This is a genomic window from Pseudomonas sp. GW821-FHT07B01 (genome assembly GCF_059419065.1).
In genome coordinates, this window is sequence record NZ_JBWKRA010000001.1 from 379,726 (window position 1) to 400,347 (window position 20,622).

A 20,622-nucleotide genomic window follows, 5' to 3' on the forward strand; every position below is an offset into this window, starting at 1 on the left:
TTAGGCGTCCGCCAAGGCTGCGATGACCAGCGAACTGCTGCGCTGGCAATAGGCTGTGAGCACCAGGCGAATCTGCACCAGGTCACGGGCCAGTACTGCGGCGAGCAATTGCTCGAACAGCGCCAGGAACTCGCTCATGGACGCCTTGCGCTGATCCAGCGCCAGGTAATAGGCGCGGTTCATCGCCGGTTGCAGGTTTTCGACGGTTTCCTGCAAATACGGGTTGTTGGCGAAGGGGTACGCAGCGCGCATCACATTGAAGCTTTCTTCGACGAAAGCGCGGATGTCCTCACGCTCCAGGCTCAATTGAAGGCGTTGCTGGATCTGCAGAAACGGCGCCATGTCGGCCTGGGTCTGCCAGCCTTCGGCAACCGCATTGCCGAGCAGGATGTACATCTCGCCCATCAACGTACACAGGCTCTGCACCTTGTGCGCGGTGAGTTCGGTGACGTGGGCGCCACGGCGCGGCAGGATCGCAATCAGATGGCGGCGCTCAAGGATCAGCAAAGCTTCGCGCACGGAACCACGGCTGACGTTGAGCGCCAGCGTGACCTTCTGTTCCTGGATCCGCTCCCCAGGCATGAGATCGCCGCGAATGATACGTTCGGCGAGGTGGTGAGCAATTTGCTCGGCGAGACTGTCCGGCGCCTTGAACGTCATGTTTTCCCTTCAAAATCTGCTATCGGTACAAGCGCGGCAGTGTAGCGCATTGGCCCGCTGATGGCGCTACGCCCACCTTGGCGAATTTGGCACGAAATAAGCTACGTTGAAAGCCTGTAAGCCGCCAAAAACGCCGGTTCCAGAAGACTGGACCATAATTGAAAGTGTTGTGATCGTATTTTCTTGACCCTTAGGTCAGAAAACCATTGACCGAAAAGTCAGACATGACTAGATTCGGCGCAAAGCGGTTAACAACAATAATGAGTCTGCGAGGCCTTCCGTGATCCAGTTTTTACTTAACCAGGAACTCCGTAGCGAGCACGCCCTGGACCCCAACCTGACCGTGCTCAACTATCTGCGCGAGCATGTGGGCAAATCCGGTACCAAGGAAGGCTGCGCCAGCGGCGACTGTGGCGCGTGCACCGTGGTGGTCGGCGAGTTGCATACCGACGAGCAAGGCGTCGAGCAGATTCGTTATCGCAGCCTCAATTCCTGCCTGACGTTCGTGTCGTCACTGCACGGCAAACAACTGATCAGCGTCGAAGACCTCAAGCACCAGGGCCAACTGCACAGCGTGCAACAGGCCATGGTCGAGTGCCACGGTTCGCAGTGCGGCTTTTGCACCCCAGGTTTTGTGATGTCGCTGTTTGCCCTGCAAAAGAACAGCGATGCCCCCGACAGCCAGAAAGCCCATGAAGCCCTGGCCGGCAACCTGTGTCGTTGCACCGGTTATCGCCCGATCCTCGCCGCCGCCGAACAGGCCTGCTGCAACAAGCCCCAGGATCAATTCGACAGCCGCCAGGCTGAAACCATCGCCCGCCTCAAGGCCATCGCGCCGACGCAAACCGGTGAACTCAACAGCGGTGACAAGCGCTGCCTGGTGCCACTGACCGTCGCCGACCTGGCCGACCTCTATGACGCCTATCCGCAAGCCCGCCTGCTGGCCGGCGGCACTGACCTGGCGCTGGAGGTCACCCAGTTCCACCGCACCCTGCCGGTGATGATCTACGTCGGCAACATTGAAGCCATGAAGCGCATCGAGCAGTTCGACGACCGCCTGGAAATCGGCGCGGCCACCGCCCTCTCCGACTGCTACGCCGCGCTGCACCACGAATACCCGGACTTCGGCGAACTGCTGCAGCGCTTCGCCTCCCTGCAAATCCGCAACCAGGGCACACTGGGCGGCAATATTGGCAACGCTTCGCCCATTGGTGATTCGCCGCCGCTGCTGATTGCCCTGGGCGCCCAGATCGTGCTGTGCAAAGGCAACACACGCCGCACCCTGGCGCTGGAAGATTATTTCGTCGACTACCGCGTCACCGCGCGCCTGGACAGCGAGTTCATCGAGACCATCATCGTGCCCAAGGGCCACACGCTGTTCCGGGCCTACAAAGTGTCCAAGCGCCTGGACGACGATATTTCCGCGGTGTGCGCAGCGTTCAACCTGAACATCGACAACGGTGTGATCAGCGCGGCTCGCGTTGCCTTCGGAGGCATGGCCGCCACACCAAAACGCGCAAAAAATTGCGAGGCCGCGTTGGTGGGCGCCATCTGGAACTTGGCCACGATCGAGAAAGCCTGCGCCGCCCTGGCACAGGACTTCACCCCACTCTCGGACTTCCGCGCCAGCAAGGAATACCGCCTGCTCAGCGCGCAGAACCTGCTGCGCAAATACTTCATCGAACTGCAAACGCCGCACATCGAAACTCGGGTGACCGCTTATGTCTAACCATCACACCGTGGTAAAAACCGAGGCCGAACTTGCCGCACTCTTTGCCCAGGACCTCACCACCGGGGTAGGTCGCAGCGTCAAGCATGACAGCGCCGCCAAGCACGTCAGCGGTGAAGCGCAGTACATCGACGACCGCCTGGAATTTCCCAACCAGTTGCACCTGTATGCGCGCATGTCCGACCGCGCCCATGCCCGGATCATCAGCATCGACACCGCGCCCTGCTACGCCTTCGACGGCGTACGCATTGCCATCACCCATGAAGACGTACCGGGCCTGAAAGACATCGGGCCGTTGATGCCCGGCGACCCGCTGCTGGCCATCGACACCGTGCAGTTCGTCGGCCAGGTGGTACTGGCCGTGGCCGCCCGCGACCTGGAGACCGCACGCAAGGCGGCGATGGCGGCGGTGATCGAATATGAAGACCTGGAATCGGTACTGGATGTGGTCGAGGCGTTTCGCAACAAGCACTTCGTGCTCGACAGCCACACCCACCAGCGCGGCGATTCGGCCACTGCGCTGGCAAGCGCCAAGCACCGTATCCAGGGCACCTTGCATATCGGTGGCCAGGAACACTTCTATCTGGAAACCCAGATCTCTTCGGTGATGCCCACCGAAGACGGCGGCATGATCGTCTACTGTTCCACGCAAAACCCCACCGAAGTGCAGAAGCTGGTGGCCGAAGTGCTTGACGTGTCGATGAACAAGATCGTCGTGGACATGCGCCGCATGGGCGGCGGGTTCGGCGGCAAGGAAACCCAGGCCGCCAGCCCGGCGTGCCTGTGCGCCGTGGTGGCGCGCCTCACTGGCCAGCCGACCAAGATGCGCCTGCCACGGGTCGAAGACATGCTGATGACCGGCAAGCGTCACCCCTTCTATATCGAATACGACGTAGGGTTTGACGACAACGGCCGACTGCACGGCATCAACCTGGAACTGGCGGGTAACTGCGGTTGTTCGCCGGACCTGTCCAACTCGATTGTCGACCGCGCCATGTTCCACGCCGACAACTCGTATTACCTGGGCGACGCCACGGTCAATGGCCATCGCTGCAAGACCAACACTGCCTCCAACACGGCCTATCGCGGCTTCGGCGGCCCCCAAGGCATGGTCGCCATCGAGGAAGTGATGGACGCCATTGCGCGCCATCTGGGCCAAGACCCGTTGGCGGTGCGCAAGGCCAACTACTACGGCAAGACCGAACGCAACGTCACCCACTACTACCAGACCGTCGAGCACAACATGCTCGAAGAAATGACCGCCGAACTGGAAGCCAGCAGCCAATATGCCGAGCGCCGCGAAGCGATCCGCCTCTACAACGCCCACAGCCCGATCCTGAAAAAAGGCCTGGCGCTGACCCCGGTGAAATTCGGTATTTCGTTCACCGCCAGCTTCCTCAACCAGGCCGGCGCGCTGATCCATATCTACACCGATGGCAGCATCCACCTGAACCACGGCGGCACCGAGATGGGCCAGGGCTTGAATACCAAGGTCGCGCAAGTCGTGGCCGAGGTATTCCAGGTAGAAATCGACCGCGTCCAGATCACCGCCACCAACACCGACAAGGTACCCAACACCTCGCCCACCGCTGCCTCCAGCGGCGCCGACCTGAACGGCAAGGCCGCGCAGAATGCGGCCGAAACCATCAAGCAGCGCCTGGTGGAATTTGCGGCGCGCAAGTACGACGTAAGCGAGGCGGACGTGGAGTTTCGCAACGGCCATGTGCGCGTGCGCGAGCAGATCCTGAGCTTCGAGGCGTTGATCCAGCAGGCGTATTTCGCCCAGGTATCGCTCTCCAGCACAGGTTTCTACAAAACCCCGAAAATCTTCTACGACCGCAGCCAGTCACGCGGGCGGCCGTTCTACTACTACGCGTTCGGCGCGGCCTGCTGCGAAGTGATCGTCGACACCCTGACCGGCGAATACAAAATGCTGCGCACCGACATCCTGCATGACGTGGGCGCCTCGCTGAACCCGGCCATCGACATCGGCCAGGTGGAAGGCGGCTTCATCCAGGGCATGGGCTGGCTGACCATGGAAGAGCTGGTGTGGAACAACAAGGGCAAGCTGATGACCAACGGCCCGGCCAGCTACAAGATCCCGGCAGTGGCCGACATGCCGCTGGACCTGCGGGTGAAGCTGGTAGAGAACCGCAAGAACCCGGAAGACACGGTGTTCCATTCCAAGGCCGTGGGCGAGCCGCCGTTCATGCTAGGGATTGCGTCGTGGTGTGCGATCAAGGACGCGGTGGCGAGTTTGGCTGACTATCGCCAGCAGCCCAAGATCGATGCGCCGGCCACGCCCGAGCGGGTGTTGTGGGGGTGTGAGCAGATGCGGCAGTTGCGGGCAGCGAAAGCTGTCGAGGCTGACACTGAATTGGCTTCGCTCTAGACCCAGGCGCTGCCATCGCGGGCAAGCCCGGCTCCCACATTTTGAGGTGCTAACCCGATCAAATGTGGGAGCTGGCTTGCCTGCGATAGCGGCCGAACTAACAGCAGAAATGTTGAGGTAGACATGGACAACTGGATCAGCGCCCTCGCCACCCTGCACAATCAGGGCGAACCCTGCGTGCTCGTCACCATCATCGAAGAACTCGGCTCAACCCCGCGCAACGCCGGTTCCAAGATGGTCATCAGCGCCGCGCACACCTTCGACACCATCGGCGGCGGGCATCTGGAATACAAGGCGATGCAGATCGCCCGAGACATGTTGGTGCGCGGCCAGCAGAACACCCATCTGGAGCGCTTCAGCCTCGGCGCCAGCCTGGGCCAGTGCTGCGGTGGCGTCACCGTGCTGTTGTTCGAGCCCATGGGCCAGGCGCAGGCGCACATCGCCGTGTTTGGCGCCGGCCATGTCGGCCGTGCGTTGGTGCCATTGCTGGCAAGCCTGCCCTGCCGGGTGCGCTGGATCGATTCCCGCGAGCAGGAATTCCCGCAGCACATCCCCCAAGGCGTGCGTAAAATCGTCAGCGAAGAGCCGGTCGACGAAATTGCCGACTTGCCAGCAGGCAGTTACTGCATCGTCATGACCCACAACCACGCGCTGGACCTGGAACTGACTGCCGCCCTGCTCAAGCGCAACGACTTCGCCTACTTCGGCCTGATTGGCTCGAAAACCAAGCGGGTCAAATTCGAACACCGCCTGCGTGATCGCGGCTTTGACGCCGCGCAGTTGCAACGCATGCGTTGCCCCATGGGCCTCCCCGAGGTCAAGGGCAAGCTTCCGGTGGAGATCGCCATCTCCATCGCCGGCGAAATCATCGCCACCTATAACGCCAATTTCGGCCAGCACCTTGCCGGCGCCGAACCTATTGCCAAACTGCTGCCGGCTTCGCGCCGCAGCCACGCTATCTGAATTGAGACGATCATGCCTTTGACTCGCAAAGCCTACCGTGCCGCCATCCTGCACAGCATCGCCGACCCTGCCATCGCGGGGATCGAAGCCTCTTATGAATATTTCGAGGACGGCCTGCTGGTGATCGACAACGGCCAGATCAGTGCCCTCGGGCACGCCAGCGACCTGCTGCCGAGCCTGCCCGCCGATATCGACATCACCCATTACCAGGACGCGCTGATTACCCCTGGCTTGATCGACACCCATATCCACCTGCCACAGACCGGGATGGTCGGCGCCTATGGCGAGCAACTGCTGGACTGGCTCAACACCTACACCTTCCCTTGTGAAAGCCAGTTTGCCGACAAGGCTCACGCCGAAGAAGTCGCGGATATTTTCATCAAGGAACTGCTGCGCAACGGCACCACCACAGCGCTGGTGTTCGGCAGCGTGCACCCGCAATCGGTGAATGCATTCTTTGAAGCGGCCGAGAAACTCGACCTGCGCATGATCGCCGGCAAGGTGATGATGGACCGCAACGCGCCGGACTACCTCACCGACACCGCCGAATCCGGCTACCAGGAAAGCAAGGCGCTGATCGAGCGCTGGCACGGCAAGGGGCGCCTGCATTACGCGGTGACGCCACGCTTCGCCCCTACGAGCACGCCGGAGCAACTGACGCTGGCCGGTCAGCTGCTGGGCGAGTACCCGGATTTGTACATGCAGACCCACATCAGCGAGAACAAGCAGGAAATCGAGTGGGTCAATGAGCTGTTCCCGGAGCGCAACGGCTACCTGGATGTCTACGACCACTACAAGCTGCTCGGCGAGCGCTCGGTGTTTGCCCACGGCGTACACCTGTGCGACGACGAATGCGCACGGCTGGCAGAGACCGGCTCGGCGGTGGCGTTCTGCCCGACTTCGAACTTCTTCCTCGGTAGTGGGTTGTTCAACCTGCCGATGGCCGAGAAACACAACTTGAACGTGGGCCTGGGCACCGACGTGGGCGGCGGCACCAGCTTCTCGCTGCTGCAAACCCTGAACGAAGCCTACAAGGTCATGCAACTGCAAGGTGCGCGGCTGAGCCCGTTCAAGTCGCTGTACCTGGCCACCCTGGGCGGCGCTCGAGCGCTGCGCCTGGAAGACAAGATCGGCACGTTGCAACCAGGCACCGATGCAGACTTCCTGGTGTTGGATTACAACGCCACGCCGCTGCTGAGCTACCGCCTGAAACAGGCCAATAACATTGCCGAGACGTTGTTTGTGCTGATGACGCTTGGGGATGATCGGACGGTGTTGCAGACCTATGCAGCCGGGCAGCTGGTGCACCAGCGCTGATTCAAGCTACACAACCAAAGTGGGAGCTGGCTTGTGTGGGAGCTGGCTTGCCTGCGATAGCATCACCGCGGTGTAACTGATACACCGCGGCGCCTGCATCGCGGGCAAGCCCGGCTCCCATACAAGCCTGCTCCCACATTTGATTGGGTTTACAACTTTACAGACGAACGCCCAGGTTTTTTAGTCTGTAAAAGGTGCGAAAACACCGCATGCAAATCATCCGACGCACTCTCTTCATCGAGGTTGAGCTTGCTGTCGATGTGATCCATGTGATGCATCATCAAGTTCACCGCCAACGTCGCATCCCGGGCTTCGATCGCGTCAATCAACTGGGTGTGTTCATCGTAGGAACAGTGCGAGCGGTTGCCGCTTTCGTACTGAGCGATGATCAATGACGTCTGGGACACCAGGCTGCGCTGGAAGCTGATCAGCGGCGCGTTCTTCGCGGCTTCGGCCAGCTTCAAGTGGAACTCGCCAGAGAGACGGATACCGGCGCCACGGTCACCGCGCGAGAAGCTGTCTCGCTCGTCGTTGACCATCTGGCGCAACTCGGCCAACTGCTCGGCCGTGGCGTGCTGCACCGCCAATTCTGTGATCGCCCGCTCCACCAGGCGCCGGGCCATGAACACCTGGCGTGCTTCTTCGACGCTTGGGCTGGCAACCACCGCACCGCGATTGGGCCGCAGCAGTACCACGCTTTCATGGGCCAGGCGCGACAGCGCGCGGCGAATGATGGTGCGGCTCACGCCGAAGATCTCGCCCAGTGCCTCTTCACTCAATTTGGTTCCGGGCGCCAGGCGTTGTTCAAGGATCGCCTCGAAGATATGCGCATAGACGATATCGTCCTGGGTTCCGCTGCGACCGGCCTTGCCGGCTCGCGGTTGTTTCTTGAGAGGTTGCAACTGTTCGTTCATGGGCACTCGGGTTTGAGAACGGCGAATTAACGGTAATACGGCAACAGCGTGTCGCTGGCAAGTATCACCTAAAAACAGCGCACATTGTACACAACCCACTGCGCCAACACACTGTACGGCTGTTTGCGGGCTCGGCTGTATTGCAATGACTCGTTACGTTTGAGTTTAGGCTTGAATCAGAGCCGCCAGCGGCAAATTCCCGGCAATAAGGAACACCTCTCCATGACCGACGCCACCCAAGCGCCCTTGCGCCCACTGGCCGACACTTCTGCGTCGGCCGTCGTCGCCGGCTTTATCGCCATGATGACCGGCTACACCAGCTCCCTGGTGCTGATGTTCCAGGCCGGCCAGGCCGCCGGCTTGACCACGGCGCAGATTTCTTCGTGGATCTGGGCGATTTCCATCGGCATGGCGGTGTGCAGCATCGGCCTGTCCCTGCGCTATCGCACACCGATCACCATCGCCTGGTCCACCCCTGGCGCGGCGCTGCTGATCACCAGCCTGGGCGGCGTGAGCTATGGCGAGGCCATCGGTGCCTACATCACCTGCGCGGTACTGGTGACGCTCTGCGGTTTGACCGGCAGCTTTGAGAAACTGGTCAAGCGGATTCCGGCGTCACTGGCGGCGGCGTTGCTGGCGGGGATCCTGTTCAAGATCGGCAGCGAGATTTTCGTCGCCGCCCAGCATCGTACCGGGCTGGTGCTGGGGATGTTCTTCACCTACCTGATCATCAAGCGCCTGTCGCCGCGTTATGCCGTGCTGGCCGCCTTGCTCATCGGTACCGCCTTGTCAGGGCTGATGGGGCTGCTGGATTTCAGCGGTTTTCATCTGGAGGTGGCGACGCCTGTTTGGACGACGCCGCACTTCTCGCTGGCGGCGACCATCAGCATCGGCATTCCGCTGTTCGTGGTGGCCATGACCTCGCAGAACATGCCCGGCGTAGCCGTGCTGCGAGCCGACGGCTACACCGTGCCGGCGTCGCCGTTGATCACCATCACCGGCCTGGCGTCACTGGTGCTAGCACCGTTCGGCTCCCACGGCATCAACCTGGCGGCGATCAGCGCCGCGATCTGCACCGGGCCGCACGCCCATGAAGACCGCAACAAGCGCTACACCGCTGCGGTGTGGTGTGGGGTGTTCTATGGGATTGCCGGGGTATTCGGCGCCACGCTGGCAGCATTGTTCGCAGCCCTGCCCAAGGAACTGGTGCTGTCGATTGCGGCGTTGGCGTTGTTTGGCTCGATCATCAATGGCTTGAGCATCGCCATGAATGAGCCGAAGGAACGGGAAGCGGCGCTGATCACCTTTATGGTCACGGCGTCAGGCTTGACGTTGTTTTCCATCGGTTCGGCGTTCTGGGGGATTGTGGCGGGGGTGTTGACGCTGCTGATTCTGAATTGGCGCAAGGCATAAAAAAACGGCGACCCTCAGGTCGCCGTTTTTTTCAGTATCACTTCGCCGCGTTGATCGGCTTTTCCGGATACCACACGTCCAGCAACGGGCTGACTTCAGCCTTGGTCAGCTCGGAACGGGTTTTCAGCCAGGCTTCGACCGCAGCACGCTGCTCTTCGGAGACCGAGCCACGCTTTTGCAGGCAAACCAGACCGTAGTCATCGCCGCCGACATAGCCCAGGCCATTGGCTTCCATGGCTTCTTTGATGAATGCTTCGAGGAAAGCGTCGATAGCTTCTTCACTCAGGCCTTCGTTGAAGTCCAGGTTCAGTTCGAAACCCAGCTCTTGAAATTCATCAACGCACAGTTTTTTGCGCAGACGCTGGGAACGGTTAGTCGCCATTGGAACAATCCTCATAAGTATTAACGGGCGGCACTTTAGCAGTTTAAGGCGGCAATTGCCCGAATCTCTGGGACCGACGGGCAAATGCGCGCAAAAAAACCGCGATTAGCAGCTATCGTTCAGCTACAAGCAGCGCCAGCTTGGGGCATAATGCCGACACTTTCGTGACCACTGAGGGATTTTCTTCCATACCCCTCGCCTTTTTCACCCTCCTCAGCAGTAGGGTTTTATTTCTTATGATCAAATCTTTGCGTTCAGTGTTACTTGCCAGTGTTGTCTTGCCCCTGGCCCTTTCCGTTTCCGCTGCTCCCGTCAATAACACCCTGCCACCCAGCGTTGCGCAGGCCTTGCAGAAGGCCAAGCTGCAAAATACCGCGCTGTCCTTGGTGATGCTGCCCCTGAACGGCCCTGGTACCCCTACGGTCTTCAACGCCGACGTCTCGGTGAACCCGGCTTCCACCATGAAGCTGGTCACCACTTATGCGGCCCTGGAAATGCTCGGCCCCAACCATCAGTGGAAGACCGAGTTCTACACCGATGGCACCCTCAGCGGCGGCGTATTGCGTGGCAACCTGTACCTCAAGGGAGGCGGCGACCCCAAGCTGAACATGGAAAAGCTCTGGCTGCTGATGCGCGACCTGCGCGCCAATGGCGTTCAGCAAGTCACCGGCGATCTGGTGCTAGACCGTAACTTCTTCAACCAGCCGCAATTACCCGAGTTCAACGACGACGGCAACGATGAGAACAAGCCGTTCCTGGTCAAGCCCGACGCCTTGCTGGTCAACCTCAAGGCCCTGCGCTTCGTGACCCGCAATGATTCGGGGCGGGTGATCGTATCGGTCGAGCCGCCGATTGCCAGCATTCGCATCGACAACCAGGTGAAAGTCACCAACGCCAAGCAGTGCACCGGTGACGTGCGCTACAGCCCGGTGACCGCCGCCGACGGCAGCGTGACCGTGACCGTCAGCGGCCAATTGGGTGATGGCTGCAGCTCGCAGACTTACCTGTCGCTGCTCGACCACGCCACCTACACCGCCGGCGCCGTGCGGGCGATCTGGAAGGAGTTGGGCGGTACCATCCAGGGCCGTGATATCCAGGCTCCGGTGCCCAAGGATGCCAAGGTGCTGGCCCGCGCCTTCTCGCCGGACCTGGCGGAGATCATCCGCGACATCAACAAGTACAGTAACAACACCATGGCCCAGCAGTTATTCCTGAGCCTGGGTGCGCAATTTCGCAACGATGCCGATGGCGACGATGCCAAGGCCGCGCAACGCGTCGTGCGCCAGTGGCTGGCCAAGAAAGGCATCACCGCGCCGCACCTGGTGATGGAAAACGGCTCCGGCCTGTCCCGCGCCGAACGGGTCAGCGCCCGGGAGATGGCGGCCATGCTGCAAGCGGCGTGGAAAAGCCCTTATGCAGCAGAGTACATCAGCTCGATGCCGATCGCCGGCACCGACGGCACCATGCGTAAACGCCTGAAAACCACCGCCTTGCGCGGCGAAGCCCACGTAAAGACCGGCACCTTGAACACCGTACGCGCCATTGCCGGTTACAGCCGCGACAACAATGGCAATACCTGGGCGGTGGTGGCGATTCTCAACGACTCCAAGCCTTGGGGAGCCTCGTCGGTGTTGGATCAGGTGCTGCTGGACCTGTATCGCCAGCCGAAGGCCGTTGCGGCCGCGCCGGTCCTCTAAGCACCCCATTACCCTGTCTGATCGTTCCCACGCTCTGCGTGGGAATGCTGTTTTGGACGCTCTGCGTCCGCGCTCAAGGCGTGACGCGGAGCGTCTTAGGATGCATTCCCACGCAGAGCGTGGGAACGATCATTCAAGCATCAGGGCTTCCTCGACCCGGTCCCTGCCCGCCTGCTTGGCCACGTACACCGCCGAATCAGCGCGCAGCAGCAACCCATCAATGCCTTCGTCAATCCGCCAACTGGCCACGCCGAAACTGGCGGTAACCACCCCCACCGTTTCCATCGACGCATCACGCAACGACTGCCACAACTGTATCGCCAGGCTGTATGCCTGCGCGCCATCGGTGTTGGGGCACAGCACCACGAACTCTTCCCCACCGATCCGGCAAAACACATCGGTGCGGCGCAAGCGCTGGCCGATACGCTTGCACAACTCCTGCAACACGCTGTCGCCCACGGCATGGCCATGCTGATCGTTGATGCGCTTGAAGTGGTCGATATCGAGCATGATCAACGACAGCGCGCCAGATATACGGTTGAGCCGAAGCATTTCGCCCTTGAGACGATCCTGGAAATAGCGCCGGTTATAGATCCCTGTCAGGGAGTCGGTGATGGACAACGCGCGCAGTTCTTCCTCGACCCGTTTGAGATCAGAAATATCCGATACATAACCGTGCCAAAGCGTACCGCCTCCCGGCAACTCTTCCGGCGTCGCTTCGCCGCGAATCCAGCGCAGGCCTCGCTGGGGTAATTGCACGCGGTACTCTTCTCGCCAATGGCTCATTTGCAACGCAGAAAGGCGTATCGACGCACGCACTCGCTCCAGATCCAAAGGGTGAATGCGCTCCAGGACCGTGCGCGCATCCTTCTGCAGCATGCCCAGCTCGATTTCATAGATATCGCGCATGCCTTCGCTGGCATAGATGAAACGCCCGTTGTCCTGGGGCTCCAGGGTGAACTGGAAGATGCCACCAGGCACATGGGCGCTGAGTTTTTTCAGCAGGCGGTCGCGGACGGCAAGGGCCTCATAGGCGCGCTTTTGCTCGGTGACATCCAGGTAAATCGCCAGGTGCCCGACCCATAGGCCATGGTCATCCAAGAGCACGGTCGGCAACATGTTGACCGTCAACTGGCTGCCATCCTTGCGCACCAGCGTCCACTCACGTCCTTCATGTTGACTGTCCGGGCTCTCCACCAGCATCGCCTGACTCGCTGGAATGCGCTTGCCCAGCGCCCTGCTCAACGGCTCGGCGCGGGCGTCGAGTTCCACGGCCACATGCAAACGGTCCAAGGTCATATGCCCCAGCACCTCCTCGGCCGTAAAGCCCAACATCTGTTCGGCACCGGCATTGAAGGTGTTGATCACACCGCGCAGGTCAGTGGCAATGATCGCCACTTGAGTCGCCGCATTCAACACGCTGCGCAGTTGCCCATGGGCGCCACGCAACTCCTGCTCACGGGCACGCAATTGAACGGTGCGTTGCTCCACCAGTTTCAGTGCGCGCTGGCGCTGGCTGACCAACATGTAAAGCAGCGCACTGAGCAAGGCGCTGAGCAACACGCCCATCGCCAGAATGGTGTGCATCGAAGAATGGTTGGCCCTGTCGAACACTTCGCTGGCGCTCAGGCTCAGGGCATAGACATGATCCCCCAGGGAGAGGCGGCGTGCAGCCGTCAAGCCACTACTGCCCAACGCGTTACTGGACGCATACAACACCCGTTGCTGGGTGTCGGAGGTGTCTACGATCTGCATCACCAGGTTGTCACGGTTGGGCCTGGGCAACCCCTCGGCCACCAGCTGGCGCATGCTGATCACCGCCATCACAAAACCATAAGGCTCGGCCCCCACGACTTTGCTCACGGGCGCCACCAATAACACGCCTGCCGCATAAGCGGGCTCCACCCCCACCAATTGCATGGGCTGTGACACCGCCAACTGGCCGCTTTGTTGCGCACGCTCCAGCGCTGCACGGCGCAGGGGCTGCGCCAGCAGATCAAAGCCCAGCGGCGAGCCCAGCAAACTTTGCGTCTGGCTGTACAGCACAGGTACGTATTCATCGCGCTCGGCCGCTGGCGCCAATTCACCGGAGGTATTCAGTTCGCGGATACTGAAGGGAATGCCACGCTGGCGAGAAATGTCCTGTTCAAACAGGCTGCGCTGCGGGCGAAATATCCGTGGTGCCCAGGCATAAGCGCGAGCATGCAACAACAGCGGTTTGGCGAAACCGTCGAACTCGGTGCGGGACACCTCGCCGGAATTGACGAAGAAACGCTGCAGGCTGCCCAGGCGTTGTTCCTGGTCTTCAAAACGTTCCTGGATGCGGCTGTAGCGCTCGTTGACCAGCAACTGGAACCGCTGGCGCACCTGTTGCTGATACAGATCCGAAGCCGCCCACGCGACGACCACCGTCAGCGCGCTACCAACCACTAACACCACCAATGCCACCAGCCAAGCCGATGCCTGCTCACTGATAAAACCAAGGATTTTCGGGCGAACGACTTGCATCGGCATAGGCAACACTCACAGCGCCAGTGTGCGGGGGTGTCACTTTGGCTAGGGCTTAAGTTATAGCCATCGGTCATGGGTTTGACCAGTGCAAAACCGTCAACGGACTTATTGTGGCGAGGGAGTTTGCTCCCGCTCGGGTGCGAAGCGCCCGCAAGTTTCCGGGGCCGCTGCGTAGCCCAGCGGAAGCAAGCTCCCTCGCCACAGAAGCTCGCTCCTACAGGGGAAAATCAGCGTGCGGTGATTTTCCAGGCGCGGTGGATCTTGGCATTGCGCGCAAAATCCGGGTCGATGGTCTTGTCGCTGATTTCCTCGACCGCATAGCGTTCGCTGAGGTTGTCTTCCAGCTGGAACTTGCGGAAGTTGTTGGAGAAGTACAGCACGCCACCCGGCGCCAGGCGCGCCATGGCCAGGTCGAGCAACTGCACATGGTCACGCTGCACGTCGAAGATGCCTTCCATGCGCTTGGAGTTGGAGAAGGTCGGCGGGTCGATGAAAATCATGTCGAATTCATCGCGGCTCGCTTCCAGCCACGCCATCACGTCACCCTGTTCCAGGCGGTTCTTGTCGGAGAAGCCGTTGAGGGAGAAATTGCGACGCGCCCAGTCCAGATAGGTCTTGGACAGGTCGACGCTGGTGGTGCTGCGCGCGCCGCCCTTGGCAGCATGCACACTGGCTGTGGCGGTGTAGCAATACAGATTGAGGAAGCGCTTGCCCGCCGCTTCCTTCTGGATGCGCATGCGCATCGGGCGATGATCGAGGAACAGGCCGGTGTCCAGGTAATCGGTGAGGTTGACCAGCAACTTAACGCCGCCTTCACTGACCTCGGTGAACTTGCCTTGGGCACTCTGACGCTCGTATTGCTTGGTGCCGCTCTGACGCTCACGACGCTTGACCACCACACGGCTCTTGTCGACGTTCAGTGCCTGGGGAATTGCCGCCAAGGCATCGAACATGCGCGCCGAGGCTTTTTCCGGGTCGATGGATTTAGGCGCGGCGTATTCCTGTACGTGCACCCAATCGTGGTACAGGTCGATAGCCATGGAGTATTCAGGCATGTCAGCGTCATACACACGGTAGCAATCCACCCCTTCGCGCTTGGCCCATTTGCCCAACAGCTTGAGGTTCTTCTGCAGGCGGTTGGCGAACATCTGCCCGCCTTCGCTCAAGCGCGCCTGTTCCACCACGGGGGCCGGGGCGGGCTTGATCGGGTTGCCGTTCTTGTTGTACTGACGCTCTGCCGGCTCGCTCGGGGCCTGGTCGTAGGCCGCTTGCTCACGTTCGGCCTGGCGCTGTTCAGGAGTGCGGCGTTCGCCCGTCACGAACTGGTCCGGGTTGACCTTGATCAGCAGCAATTTGCACGGCAATGCGCCGTTCCAGAACGAATACTGTTTGTGGCTACGGATACCCATGCGCTTGCCCAGGTCCGGCGCGCCGGTAAACACCGCCGCTTCCCAGCCCATGCAGGCCTGGCGCAGGCGCTCGCCGAGGTTCTGGTAGAGGTACAGCAGGCTGGCTTCATCACCCAGGCGCTCGCCGTAAGGTGGGTTGCAGATGACCAGGCCTTTCTGGTTCTGGTCCGGGCGCGGCTCGAAAGTACCGACTTCGCCTTGGTACACCTTGATCCAATGGCTCAGCCCGGCGCGCTCGATGTTATTGCGAGCAGGCTGGATCAAGCGTGGGTCGGCTTCATAGCCACGCACCCACAACGGCGGCTTGTTCATGCCGATAGCGGCACGCTCAGTGGCTTCTGCGTGCAGTTTTTTCCACAACGCCGGGACGTGGCCCAGCCAGGTGGTGAACCCCCACAGTTCACGATTGAGGTTGGGGGCCATGTCGGCGGCGATCATCGCGCCCTCGACCAGAAAGGTACCCACACCGCACATCGGGTCTGTCAGCGCGCCGCCTTCGGCCGCAATACGCGGCCAGCCGGCGCGGATCAGGATCGCCGCCGCCAGGTTTTCCTTCAGCGGTGCCGCGCCCTGCTGCAGGCGGTAGCCGCGCTGGTGCAGGCTGTGGCCGGAAAGGTCCAGGGACAGGATGGCTTCGCCACGGTCCAGGCGCAGGTGAATGCGCAGGTCAGGGTTGATCTTGTCGATGGATGGACGTTCGCCGGTCGGGGTGCGCAGTTTGTCGACGATCGCATCCTTGACCTTCAGCGCGCCGAAGTGGGTGTTGTCGATGCCCGAGCCGTGCCCGCTGAACTCCACCGCAAGGGTACCGTCGGGGACCATGTGGTCAGCCCATTCGATGTCCAGCACGCCGTGGTAAAGATCCTCGGCGTCCTTCATCGGGAAGCGCTTGAGCACCAGCAACACACGGTTGGCCAGGCGCGACCAGAGGCACAGGCGGTAGGCGGTTTCCATGTCGGCCATGCCGCGCACGGCCGAGGTGTGCTCGCGGGCTTCCTCAAGGCCAAGCCCGACGGCTTCCTCGATCAGCAGGCCTTCGAGGCCCTTGGGGCAGGTGAGGAAGAGTTCAAAACGGTCCGACATGGGGCATTCCAGGCTTTTCAGCAATAAGTGAACAGGCGACGCATCGCCGGTTCGGTTTTCAATCAAGCACTTTTCTCGAAGAGTGCTCGCGTGGCACGAATGTGCCGTTCCACCCCGTCTGACGGGCCCTTGAGCCTTTATTGGCGAGGCAGAAGAAGAATGTTGTGCAATAAAAAGAAATATTCCGACCCTTCGTCGAATAATAACCGACTGCAACAGGCGGTCATTCTCACCAAGGGATTAAACCTTTCCTCTGTGCAGGGCACATCATAGCTGGCTTTGCCCTATAAAAGGGGCGAATAACCATCCCAGCTTATGGCTATAGCATCGTTATCGTTACGTGCTTATGACAAAACGATCATTGAATACATGTGACCTATTGGTTAGAACTCAACACAGGTTGGCGCCGTAACGGTGCCGACACATCGGCTCGCCACGCCGGCAGCGAGCCCACCAACGGCAGAAAAACTCTGCCCGGCCTTGGACAAGGCCGAAGGATATCTAGACAGTCAACAAGTGAGGGAAACACCCTATGAGAAGACTTAAGCGTGATCCGTTGGAAAGAGCATTTTTACGCGGATATCAATATGGCGTTCATGGAAAATCCCGTGAGCTTTGCCCATTTACTCTACCGTCGGTACGCCAAGCCTGGATCAACGGCTGGCGAGAAGGACGCGGCGACAACTGGGACGGTATGACTGGCACTGCGGGCATCCACAGACTCAACGAACTTCACGCCGTCGGCTAATCAGGGGCACTTTATTCCGACACACATCTCTGAACGAGTAACGACTTAACCACGCGCGCCCCATCCGGGCGGCGGGCTTCGGCCCAGGGGCTCCTTTATGGAGCCCTTTTTATTGCCCCGCAGATTGTCAGCGCAAGGCAGCGATGGCATCCACCGACTGGCGAATCAACGCCGGCCCTTTATAGATAAAGCCGGAGTACAACTGCACCAGGCTGGCGCCAGCCGCGATCTTCTCGGCCGCGTGCTTGCCTTCGGTAATACCGCCCACCGCGATGATCGGCAAACGCCCGGCCAACTCGGCCGCCAGCACCTTGACGATATGGGTACTCTTGTCACGCACTGGCGCGCCCGACAGGCCGCCCGCCTCGTCACCATGGGCCAGGCCTTCGACGCCCACGCGGCTGAGGGTGGTGTTGGTTGCAATCACCGCGTCCATCCCTGAATCCACCAGGGCCTGGGCCACCAGTACGGTTTCTTCATCGCTCATGTCCGGCGCGATCTTGATGGCCAGGGGCACACGCTTGCCGTGACGCACGGCCAGGTCTTCCTGGCGCTGGCGCAAGGCTTCGAGCAGTTGCTTGAGGGAATCGCCAAATTGCAGGCTGCGCAGGCCCGGAGTGTTGGGCGAGCTGACGTTGACGGTGACATAGCTGGCGTGGGCGTAGACCTTGTCCAGGCATATCAGGTAGTCATCCACCGCACGTTCCACAGGGGTGTCAAAGTTCTTGCCGATGTTGATACCCAGGATGCCGGTGTATTTCGCCGCCTGAACCCGCGACAGCAGATGGTCGACGCCGAGGTTATTGAAGCCCATGCGATTAATGATCGCCTCCGCTTCCGGCAGGCGGAAAATGCGGGGCTTGGGGTTGCCCGGTTGCGGTCGTGGGGTCACGGTGCCGATTTCGACAAAGCCGAAACCCAACTGCGCAAACCCGTCGATGGCGGCGCCGTTCTTGTCCAGGCCGGCTGCCAGCCCGACCGGGTTGGGGAAGTCGAGCCCCATCACCGACACCGGCATTTTCGCCGGTGCCTTGCATACCAGGCCATTGAGCCCCAGGCGGCCACCAGCGCCGATCAGGTCCAGGGACAGATCGTGGGAGGTTTCCGGGGAAAGTTTGAACAACAGCTGGCGGGCCAGGTTATACATGGGCGGGCTAGACTCGGATGGCGGTAAAAGGTGGCGGTGATTATAGCCGCGGCGGTGGGTTGCATGCGAGGCATGACACTCGATCTCATTGACGCTGCGCCATCAAGGCCTCATAGCGCACCCAGATCCTCTCGGCGTAGCGCAGGCGTAATGCCTCACGCTGAGGGCCGGGGCCGGGCCCAACGTTGTAAGCGCCCACTGCCGTCCAGTTGTAGCCAAAACGCTGTATAAAATCGGCAAGAATCGAGGCGCCTACTTCCACCGACAGGCAAGGTTCGTTCAACAACCGCTCTTCGGTAATACCCTGCTTGAGCAAACGAGGCAGGTGAATGCTGTTTATCTGCATCAAGCCAATATCCCGTGTGCCGTTTCGGTTGCTGTAGTTCATTGCTTGCGCACGGTAACCCGACTCGACTGAGGCGATAGCCTGCAGTAACTCTGGCTCGAGATCGTAGCGGCTGGCCGCCTCTTCCCAGCAATAGGCCCATGCCGGGTTACAGCCCATCAGCACACTGAACAACAGGCCTCTGCCCCCGACCCTAACCTTTAACATTACTGGCCTGACCACAGACGGCGCACAGGTGCAGGACAGCCCTCGGTTGATCACCCACCCGTACCGGGCATGTAAAGCGATAGCCCTTGCCATAAATAGTCTTGATAAAGCCTTTGTCGGCCCTCAAGTGCTTGCGCAGGGAATAAATACAACGCGTAAGTGACTCATCGGCTACCTCGCCCCGAGGCCAGGCCAGTTCCAGCAAGCGGTCCTTGGTCATCAGTGCGCCACCGGAGGCCAGCAGCAACCTCAGCACCTGCGCCTCCTTGGGAGGCAGCTGTATATCCGCATCCGCGCCTATCAACCGACCATCGCCGTGCAAGGTCCAGCGAGCGAAGACCAGGGATGCCGCCGCTTCTTGCGTCACGACGGCCATACGCACCTCTGTATCGACTACTGACATTCAAATCCTTACTGTGTGAACCGGCTCACCTGCCATTGGCACGACTATAAAAACCGCCCCGCAGACTCGCGTTAGGAAAAAACCCATTCAATGGTTTTTTTTGGGCCGCTGCCGGTCAGACAAATCGCTTGCCCCCTTATCGCGACAGCCATTCCTGAAAGGTCTCCTGCAACTCGACCCCTAGCCGGTCCTCCAACTGCACCAACTCACCTAACGCCATCAATTGTCCATTGACCCGCACCTCCACACATCGTGTGACGCCTGGGTCCAAGGGCAGCACTTTTCCCGGCGCGAACGCGGCCAAACGCTTGCGGCTGATCAATTGCTCCTGCAGCAGTATTTCCAGGTGCATGGACAAATGCCTTTTCAGGGGGAAAACTCGCGCTCCGTCCGTAGGAACGCACGTTGCACACGCTCATATTGCGCGGCGGTCAACTGAGGTGGCCCGGCCTGCGGGTCGCCACCACCGGCATGCGCCTGCCCCGGCAAGGTTTCATTCAGCACCTGGGCCACATCCAGCTCGGCGAGCAATTTCTCGATAACTTTCACTTGGGCAGGCGAGCCCTTGATCAACACACTGTTGGTATCCGGATAGGCCAGCAACGCAAGGCGGCCGTCGGCCAACTGGTCCCTCTGCGCCTGGGATAGCCGGGCCTGGATCATCGAGAGCATGCCTGGTACCCGGCCCCTGTTGGTACCCACGCCGTGCGGGTGATCTTCCACCGGGAAATTGACCACTTGCACCACGCCAAATGCAGGCGGGCGCTCTGGCGCCTTGCGAGGGGGCTGATCCATCAGTTGCGTCAGCCGCAATATATGATCGACATAGCTGGGAGGCCCGGACACGTAGAACATGCGCGCCCCGTTTGCGCGCAGCGGATAACGCGGCTCATCCAGCCCTGCACGCCGCATGATGCCACGCAGCCTGTCGACACTAATATGTTGCAGCGCCACCGCCGAGCTTCTCGCTTCGTCGGCAGCGTAGACGTGCAACACTTGGCCATCGCTGTGCCAGATCAAGCCTTCGCGCGCGGCGAGCGTTTCAATGACCTGTTGCGGCGCCGCAAAATCGAACGCTCCGCTCACCTGCCTACTAGCCACGGCACGGCTGGTCACCACGGGCAGGCCCAATGACACAGACAACGCAGCAAAGAAAGCCGGCAGCCCCTCATCCTGTGCCTGGTACACCTCGCCACAGGCCGTGCGACTGCCCAGCAACAGCGCGGCGCACAGCAGCACGCTGTACAGCCAGCGGCAATTGAGGGTTGCGAGGAAATCAGCGTGCACCGTGGGAATGCCTG

Annotated in this window: 17 protein-coding genes; 7 read left to right on the forward strand and 10 right to left on the reverse strand. The window is 60.7% G+C overall.

From position 1 onward, the window contains the following. Complete coding sequence (locus AC07S6_RS01760) at positions 1-660, reverse strand: GntR family transcriptional regulator (RefSeq protein ID WP_034128379.1); 660 nt, start codon at positions 658-660, stop codon at positions 1-3. 280 nt (positions 661-940) lie between these two features. Between AC07S6_RS01760 and xdhA the strand changes: the two genes are divergently transcribed. The 4 genes from xdhA (at position 941) to guaD (ending at position 7,061) form a co-directional block, all read left to right on the forward strand. After that, the gene (xdhA, locus tag AC07S6_RS01765) at positions 941-2,389 is read left to right on the forward strand and encodes a xanthine dehydrogenase small subunit (RefSeq protein WP_495111558.1); all 1,449 of its coding nucleotides are present in this window, start codon (positions 941-943) and stop codon (positions 2,387-2,389) included. Next, the gene (gene xdhB / locus AC07S6_RS01770; RefSeq protein WP_495111559.1) at positions 2,382-4,781 is read left to right on the forward strand and encodes a xanthine dehydrogenase molybdopterin binding subunit; all 2,400 of its coding nucleotides are present in this window, start codon (positions 2,382-2,384) and stop codon (positions 4,779-4,781) included. Before xdhA ends, xdhB begins: the two co-directional genes overlap by 8 nt. Before the next feature lie 123 nt (positions 4,782-4,904). Continuing rightward, positions 4,905-5,744: a xanthine dehydrogenase accessory protein XdhC gene (gene xdhC / locus AC07S6_RS01775; RefSeq protein WP_495111560.1), complete on the forward strand. Its 840-nt coding sequence runs from the start codon at positions 4,905-4,907 to the stop codon at positions 5,742-5,744. A gap of 12 nt (positions 5,745-5,756) precedes the next feature. Further along, the gene (gene guaD / locus AC07S6_RS01780) at positions 5,757-7,061 is read left to right on the forward strand and encodes a guanine deaminase (RefSeq protein WP_495111561.1); all 1,305 of its coding nucleotides are present in this window, start codon (positions 5,757-5,759) and stop codon (positions 7,059-7,061) included. 149 nt (positions 7,062-7,210) lie between these two features. Here the strand turns inward: guaD and AC07S6_RS01785 are convergent, their stop codons facing one another. Next, the gene (locus AC07S6_RS01785) at positions 7,211-7,975 is read right to left on the reverse strand and encodes a GntR family transcriptional regulator (RefSeq protein WP_014719469.1); all 765 of its coding nucleotides are present in this window, start codon (positions 7,973-7,975) and stop codon (positions 7,211-7,213) included. A 222-nt stretch (positions 7,976-8,197) separates the two neighbouring features. Between AC07S6_RS01785 and AC07S6_RS01790 the strand changes: the two genes are divergently transcribed. Next, positions 8,198-9,388, forward strand: a complete 1,191-nt coding sequence (locus AC07S6_RS01790; protein ID WP_057976252.1) for a benzoate/H(+) symporter BenE family transporter — start codon at positions 8,198-8,200, stop codon at positions 9,386-9,388. Between the two features lie 37 nt (positions 9,389-9,425). Here the strand turns inward: AC07S6_RS01790 and AC07S6_RS01795 are convergent, their stop codons facing one another. Next, on the reverse strand, positions 9,426-9,770 hold the full coding sequence (locus tag AC07S6_RS01795; protein WP_003193255.1) for a YggL family protein: 345 nt from the start codon (positions 9,768-9,770) through the stop codon (positions 9,426-9,428). Between the two features lie 236 nt (positions 9,771-10,006). Between AC07S6_RS01795 and dacB the strand changes: the two genes are divergently transcribed. Further along, on the forward strand, positions 10,007-11,467 hold the full coding sequence (dacB, locus tag AC07S6_RS01800; RefSeq protein WP_197881195.1) for a D-alanyl-D-alanine carboxypeptidase/D-alanyl-D-alanine endopeptidase: 1,461 nt from the start codon (positions 10,007-10,009) through the stop codon (positions 11,465-11,467). A 129-nt stretch (positions 11,468-11,596) separates the two neighbouring features. Here dacB and AC07S6_RS01805 read toward each other — a convergent pair whose 3' ends face one another. Together AC07S6_RS01805 and rlmKL are read right to left on the reverse strand one after the other, a co-directional pair. Continuing rightward, positions 11,597-13,981 (reverse strand): sensor domain-containing diguanylate cyclase, encoded by a 2,385-nt coding sequence (locus tag AC07S6_RS01805; RefSeq protein ID WP_495111562.1) that lies wholly within the window; start codon positions 13,979-13,981, stop codon positions 11,597-11,599. A 224-nt stretch (positions 13,982-14,205) separates the two neighbouring features. Further along, complete coding sequence (gene rlmKL, locus AC07S6_RS01810; protein ID WP_034128371.1) at positions 14,206-16,470, reverse strand: bifunctional 23S rRNA (guanine(2069)-N(7))-methyltransferase RlmK/23S rRNA (guanine(2445)-N(2))-methyltransferase RlmL; 2,265 nt, start codon at positions 16,468-16,470, stop codon at positions 14,206-14,208. Positions 16,471-17,002: 532 nt separating this feature from the next. On the opposite strand from rlmKL, the gene rmf reads away from it, so the two are divergent. Further along, complete coding sequence (gene rmf, locus AC07S6_RS01815) at positions 17,003-17,218, forward strand: ribosome modulation factor (protein WP_002553055.1); 216 nt, start codon at positions 17,003-17,005, stop codon at positions 17,216-17,218. Between the two features lie 127 nt (positions 17,219-17,345). Here rmf and AC07S6_RS01820 read toward each other — a convergent pair whose 3' ends face one another. The 5 genes from AC07S6_RS01820 to AC07S6_RS01840 form a co-directional block, all read right to left on the reverse strand. Then, positions 17,346-18,365: a quinone-dependent dihydroorotate dehydrogenase gene (locus AC07S6_RS01820; protein ID WP_072447413.1), complete on the reverse strand. Its 1,020-nt coding sequence runs from the start codon at positions 18,363-18,365 to the stop codon at positions 17,346-17,348. Between the two features lie 85 nt (positions 18,366-18,450). Then, a complete protein-coding gene (locus AC07S6_RS01825) occupies positions 18,451-18,918 on the reverse strand; it encodes a transglycosylase SLT domain-containing protein (protein WP_034128369.1) in 468 nt (155 codons plus the stop codon). After that, complete coding sequence (locus AC07S6_RS01830; protein WP_495111598.1) at positions 18,905-19,294, reverse strand: winged helix-turn-helix domain-containing protein; 390 nt, start codon at positions 19,292-19,294, stop codon at positions 18,905-18,907. The genes AC07S6_RS01825 and AC07S6_RS01830 overlap by 14 nt, the downstream gene beginning before the upstream one ends. A gap of 163 nt (positions 19,295-19,457) precedes the next feature. Next, positions 19,458-19,673 carry a FliM/FliN family flagellar motor switch protein gene (locus tag AC07S6_RS01835; RefSeq protein WP_034128368.1) on the reverse strand — a complete coding sequence of 72 codons (216 nt, stop codon included), beginning with the start codon at positions 19,671-19,673 and terminating at the stop codon, positions 19,458-19,460. A gap of 14 nt (positions 19,674-19,687) precedes the next feature. Continuing rightward, positions 19,688-20,608, reverse strand: coding sequence for a secretin N-terminal domain-containing protein (locus tag AC07S6_RS01840; protein WP_495111563.1), 921 nt, complete (start codon positions 20,606-20,608; stop codon positions 19,688-19,690). Between the last annotated feature and the right edge of the window lie 14 nt (positions 20,609-20,622).

Excerpts from the sequence above, each read along its gene's own strand:
- AC07S6_RS01760 (WP_034128379.1), bottom strand. The coding sequence starts at position 660 with ATGACGTTCAAGGCGCCGGACAGTCTCGCCGAGCAAATTGCTCACCAC.
- AC07S6_RS01795 (WP_003193255.1), bottom strand. The coding sequence starts at position 9,770 with ATGGCGACTAACCGTTCCCAGCGTCTGCGCAAAAAACTGTGCGTTGAT.
- AC07S6_RS01825 (WP_034128369.1), bottom strand. The coding sequence starts at position 18,918 with ATGTTAAAGGTTAGGGTCGGGGGCAGAGGCCTGTTGTTCAGTGTGCTG.
- xdhC (WP_495111560.1), top strand. The coding sequence starts at position 4,905 with ATGGACAACTGGATCAGCGCCCTCGCCACCCTGCACAATCAGGGCGAA.
- AC07S6_RS01790 (WP_057976252.1), top strand. The coding sequence starts at position 8,198 with ATGACCGACGCCACCCAAGCGCCCTTGCGCCCACTGGCCGACACTTCT.
- AC07S6_RS01830 (WP_495111598.1), bottom strand. The coding sequence starts at position 19,294 with ATGGCCGTCGTGACGCAAGAAGCGGCGGCATCCCTGGTCTTCGCTCGC.
- AC07S6_RS01805 (WP_495111562.1), bottom strand. The coding sequence starts at position 13,981 with ATGCCGATGCAAGTCGTTCGCCCGAAAATCCTTGGTTTTATCAGTGAG.
- guaD (WP_495111561.1), top strand. The coding sequence starts at position 5,757 with ATGCCTTTGACTCGCAAAGCCTACCGTGCCGCCATCCTGCACAGCATC.
- xdhB (WP_495111559.1), top strand. The coding sequence starts at position 2,382 with ATGTCTAACCATCACACCGTGGTAAAAACCGAGGCCGAACTTGCCGCA.
- dacB (WP_197881195.1), top strand. The coding sequence starts at position 10,007 with ATGATCAAATCTTTGCGTTCAGTGTTACTTGCCAGTGTTGTCTTGCCC.
- rmf (WP_002553055.1), top strand. The coding sequence starts at position 17,003 with ATGAGAAGACTTAAGCGTGATCCGTTGGAAAGAGCATTTTTACGCGGA.
- AC07S6_RS01785 (WP_014719469.1), bottom strand. The coding sequence starts at position 7,975 with ATGAACGAACAGTTGCAACCTCTCAAGAAACAACCGCGAGCCGGCAAG.
- AC07S6_RS01835 (WP_034128368.1), bottom strand. The coding sequence starts at position 19,673 with ATGCACCTGGAAATACTGCTGCAGGAGCAATTGATCAGCCGCAAGCGT.
- rlmKL (WP_034128371.1), bottom strand. The coding sequence starts at position 16,470 with ATGTCGGACCGTTTTGAACTCTTCCTCACCTGCCCCAAGGGCCTCGAA.
- AC07S6_RS01820 (WP_072447413.1), bottom strand. The coding sequence starts at position 18,365 with ATGTATAACCTGGCCCGCCAGCTGTTGTTCAAACTTTCCCCGGAAACC.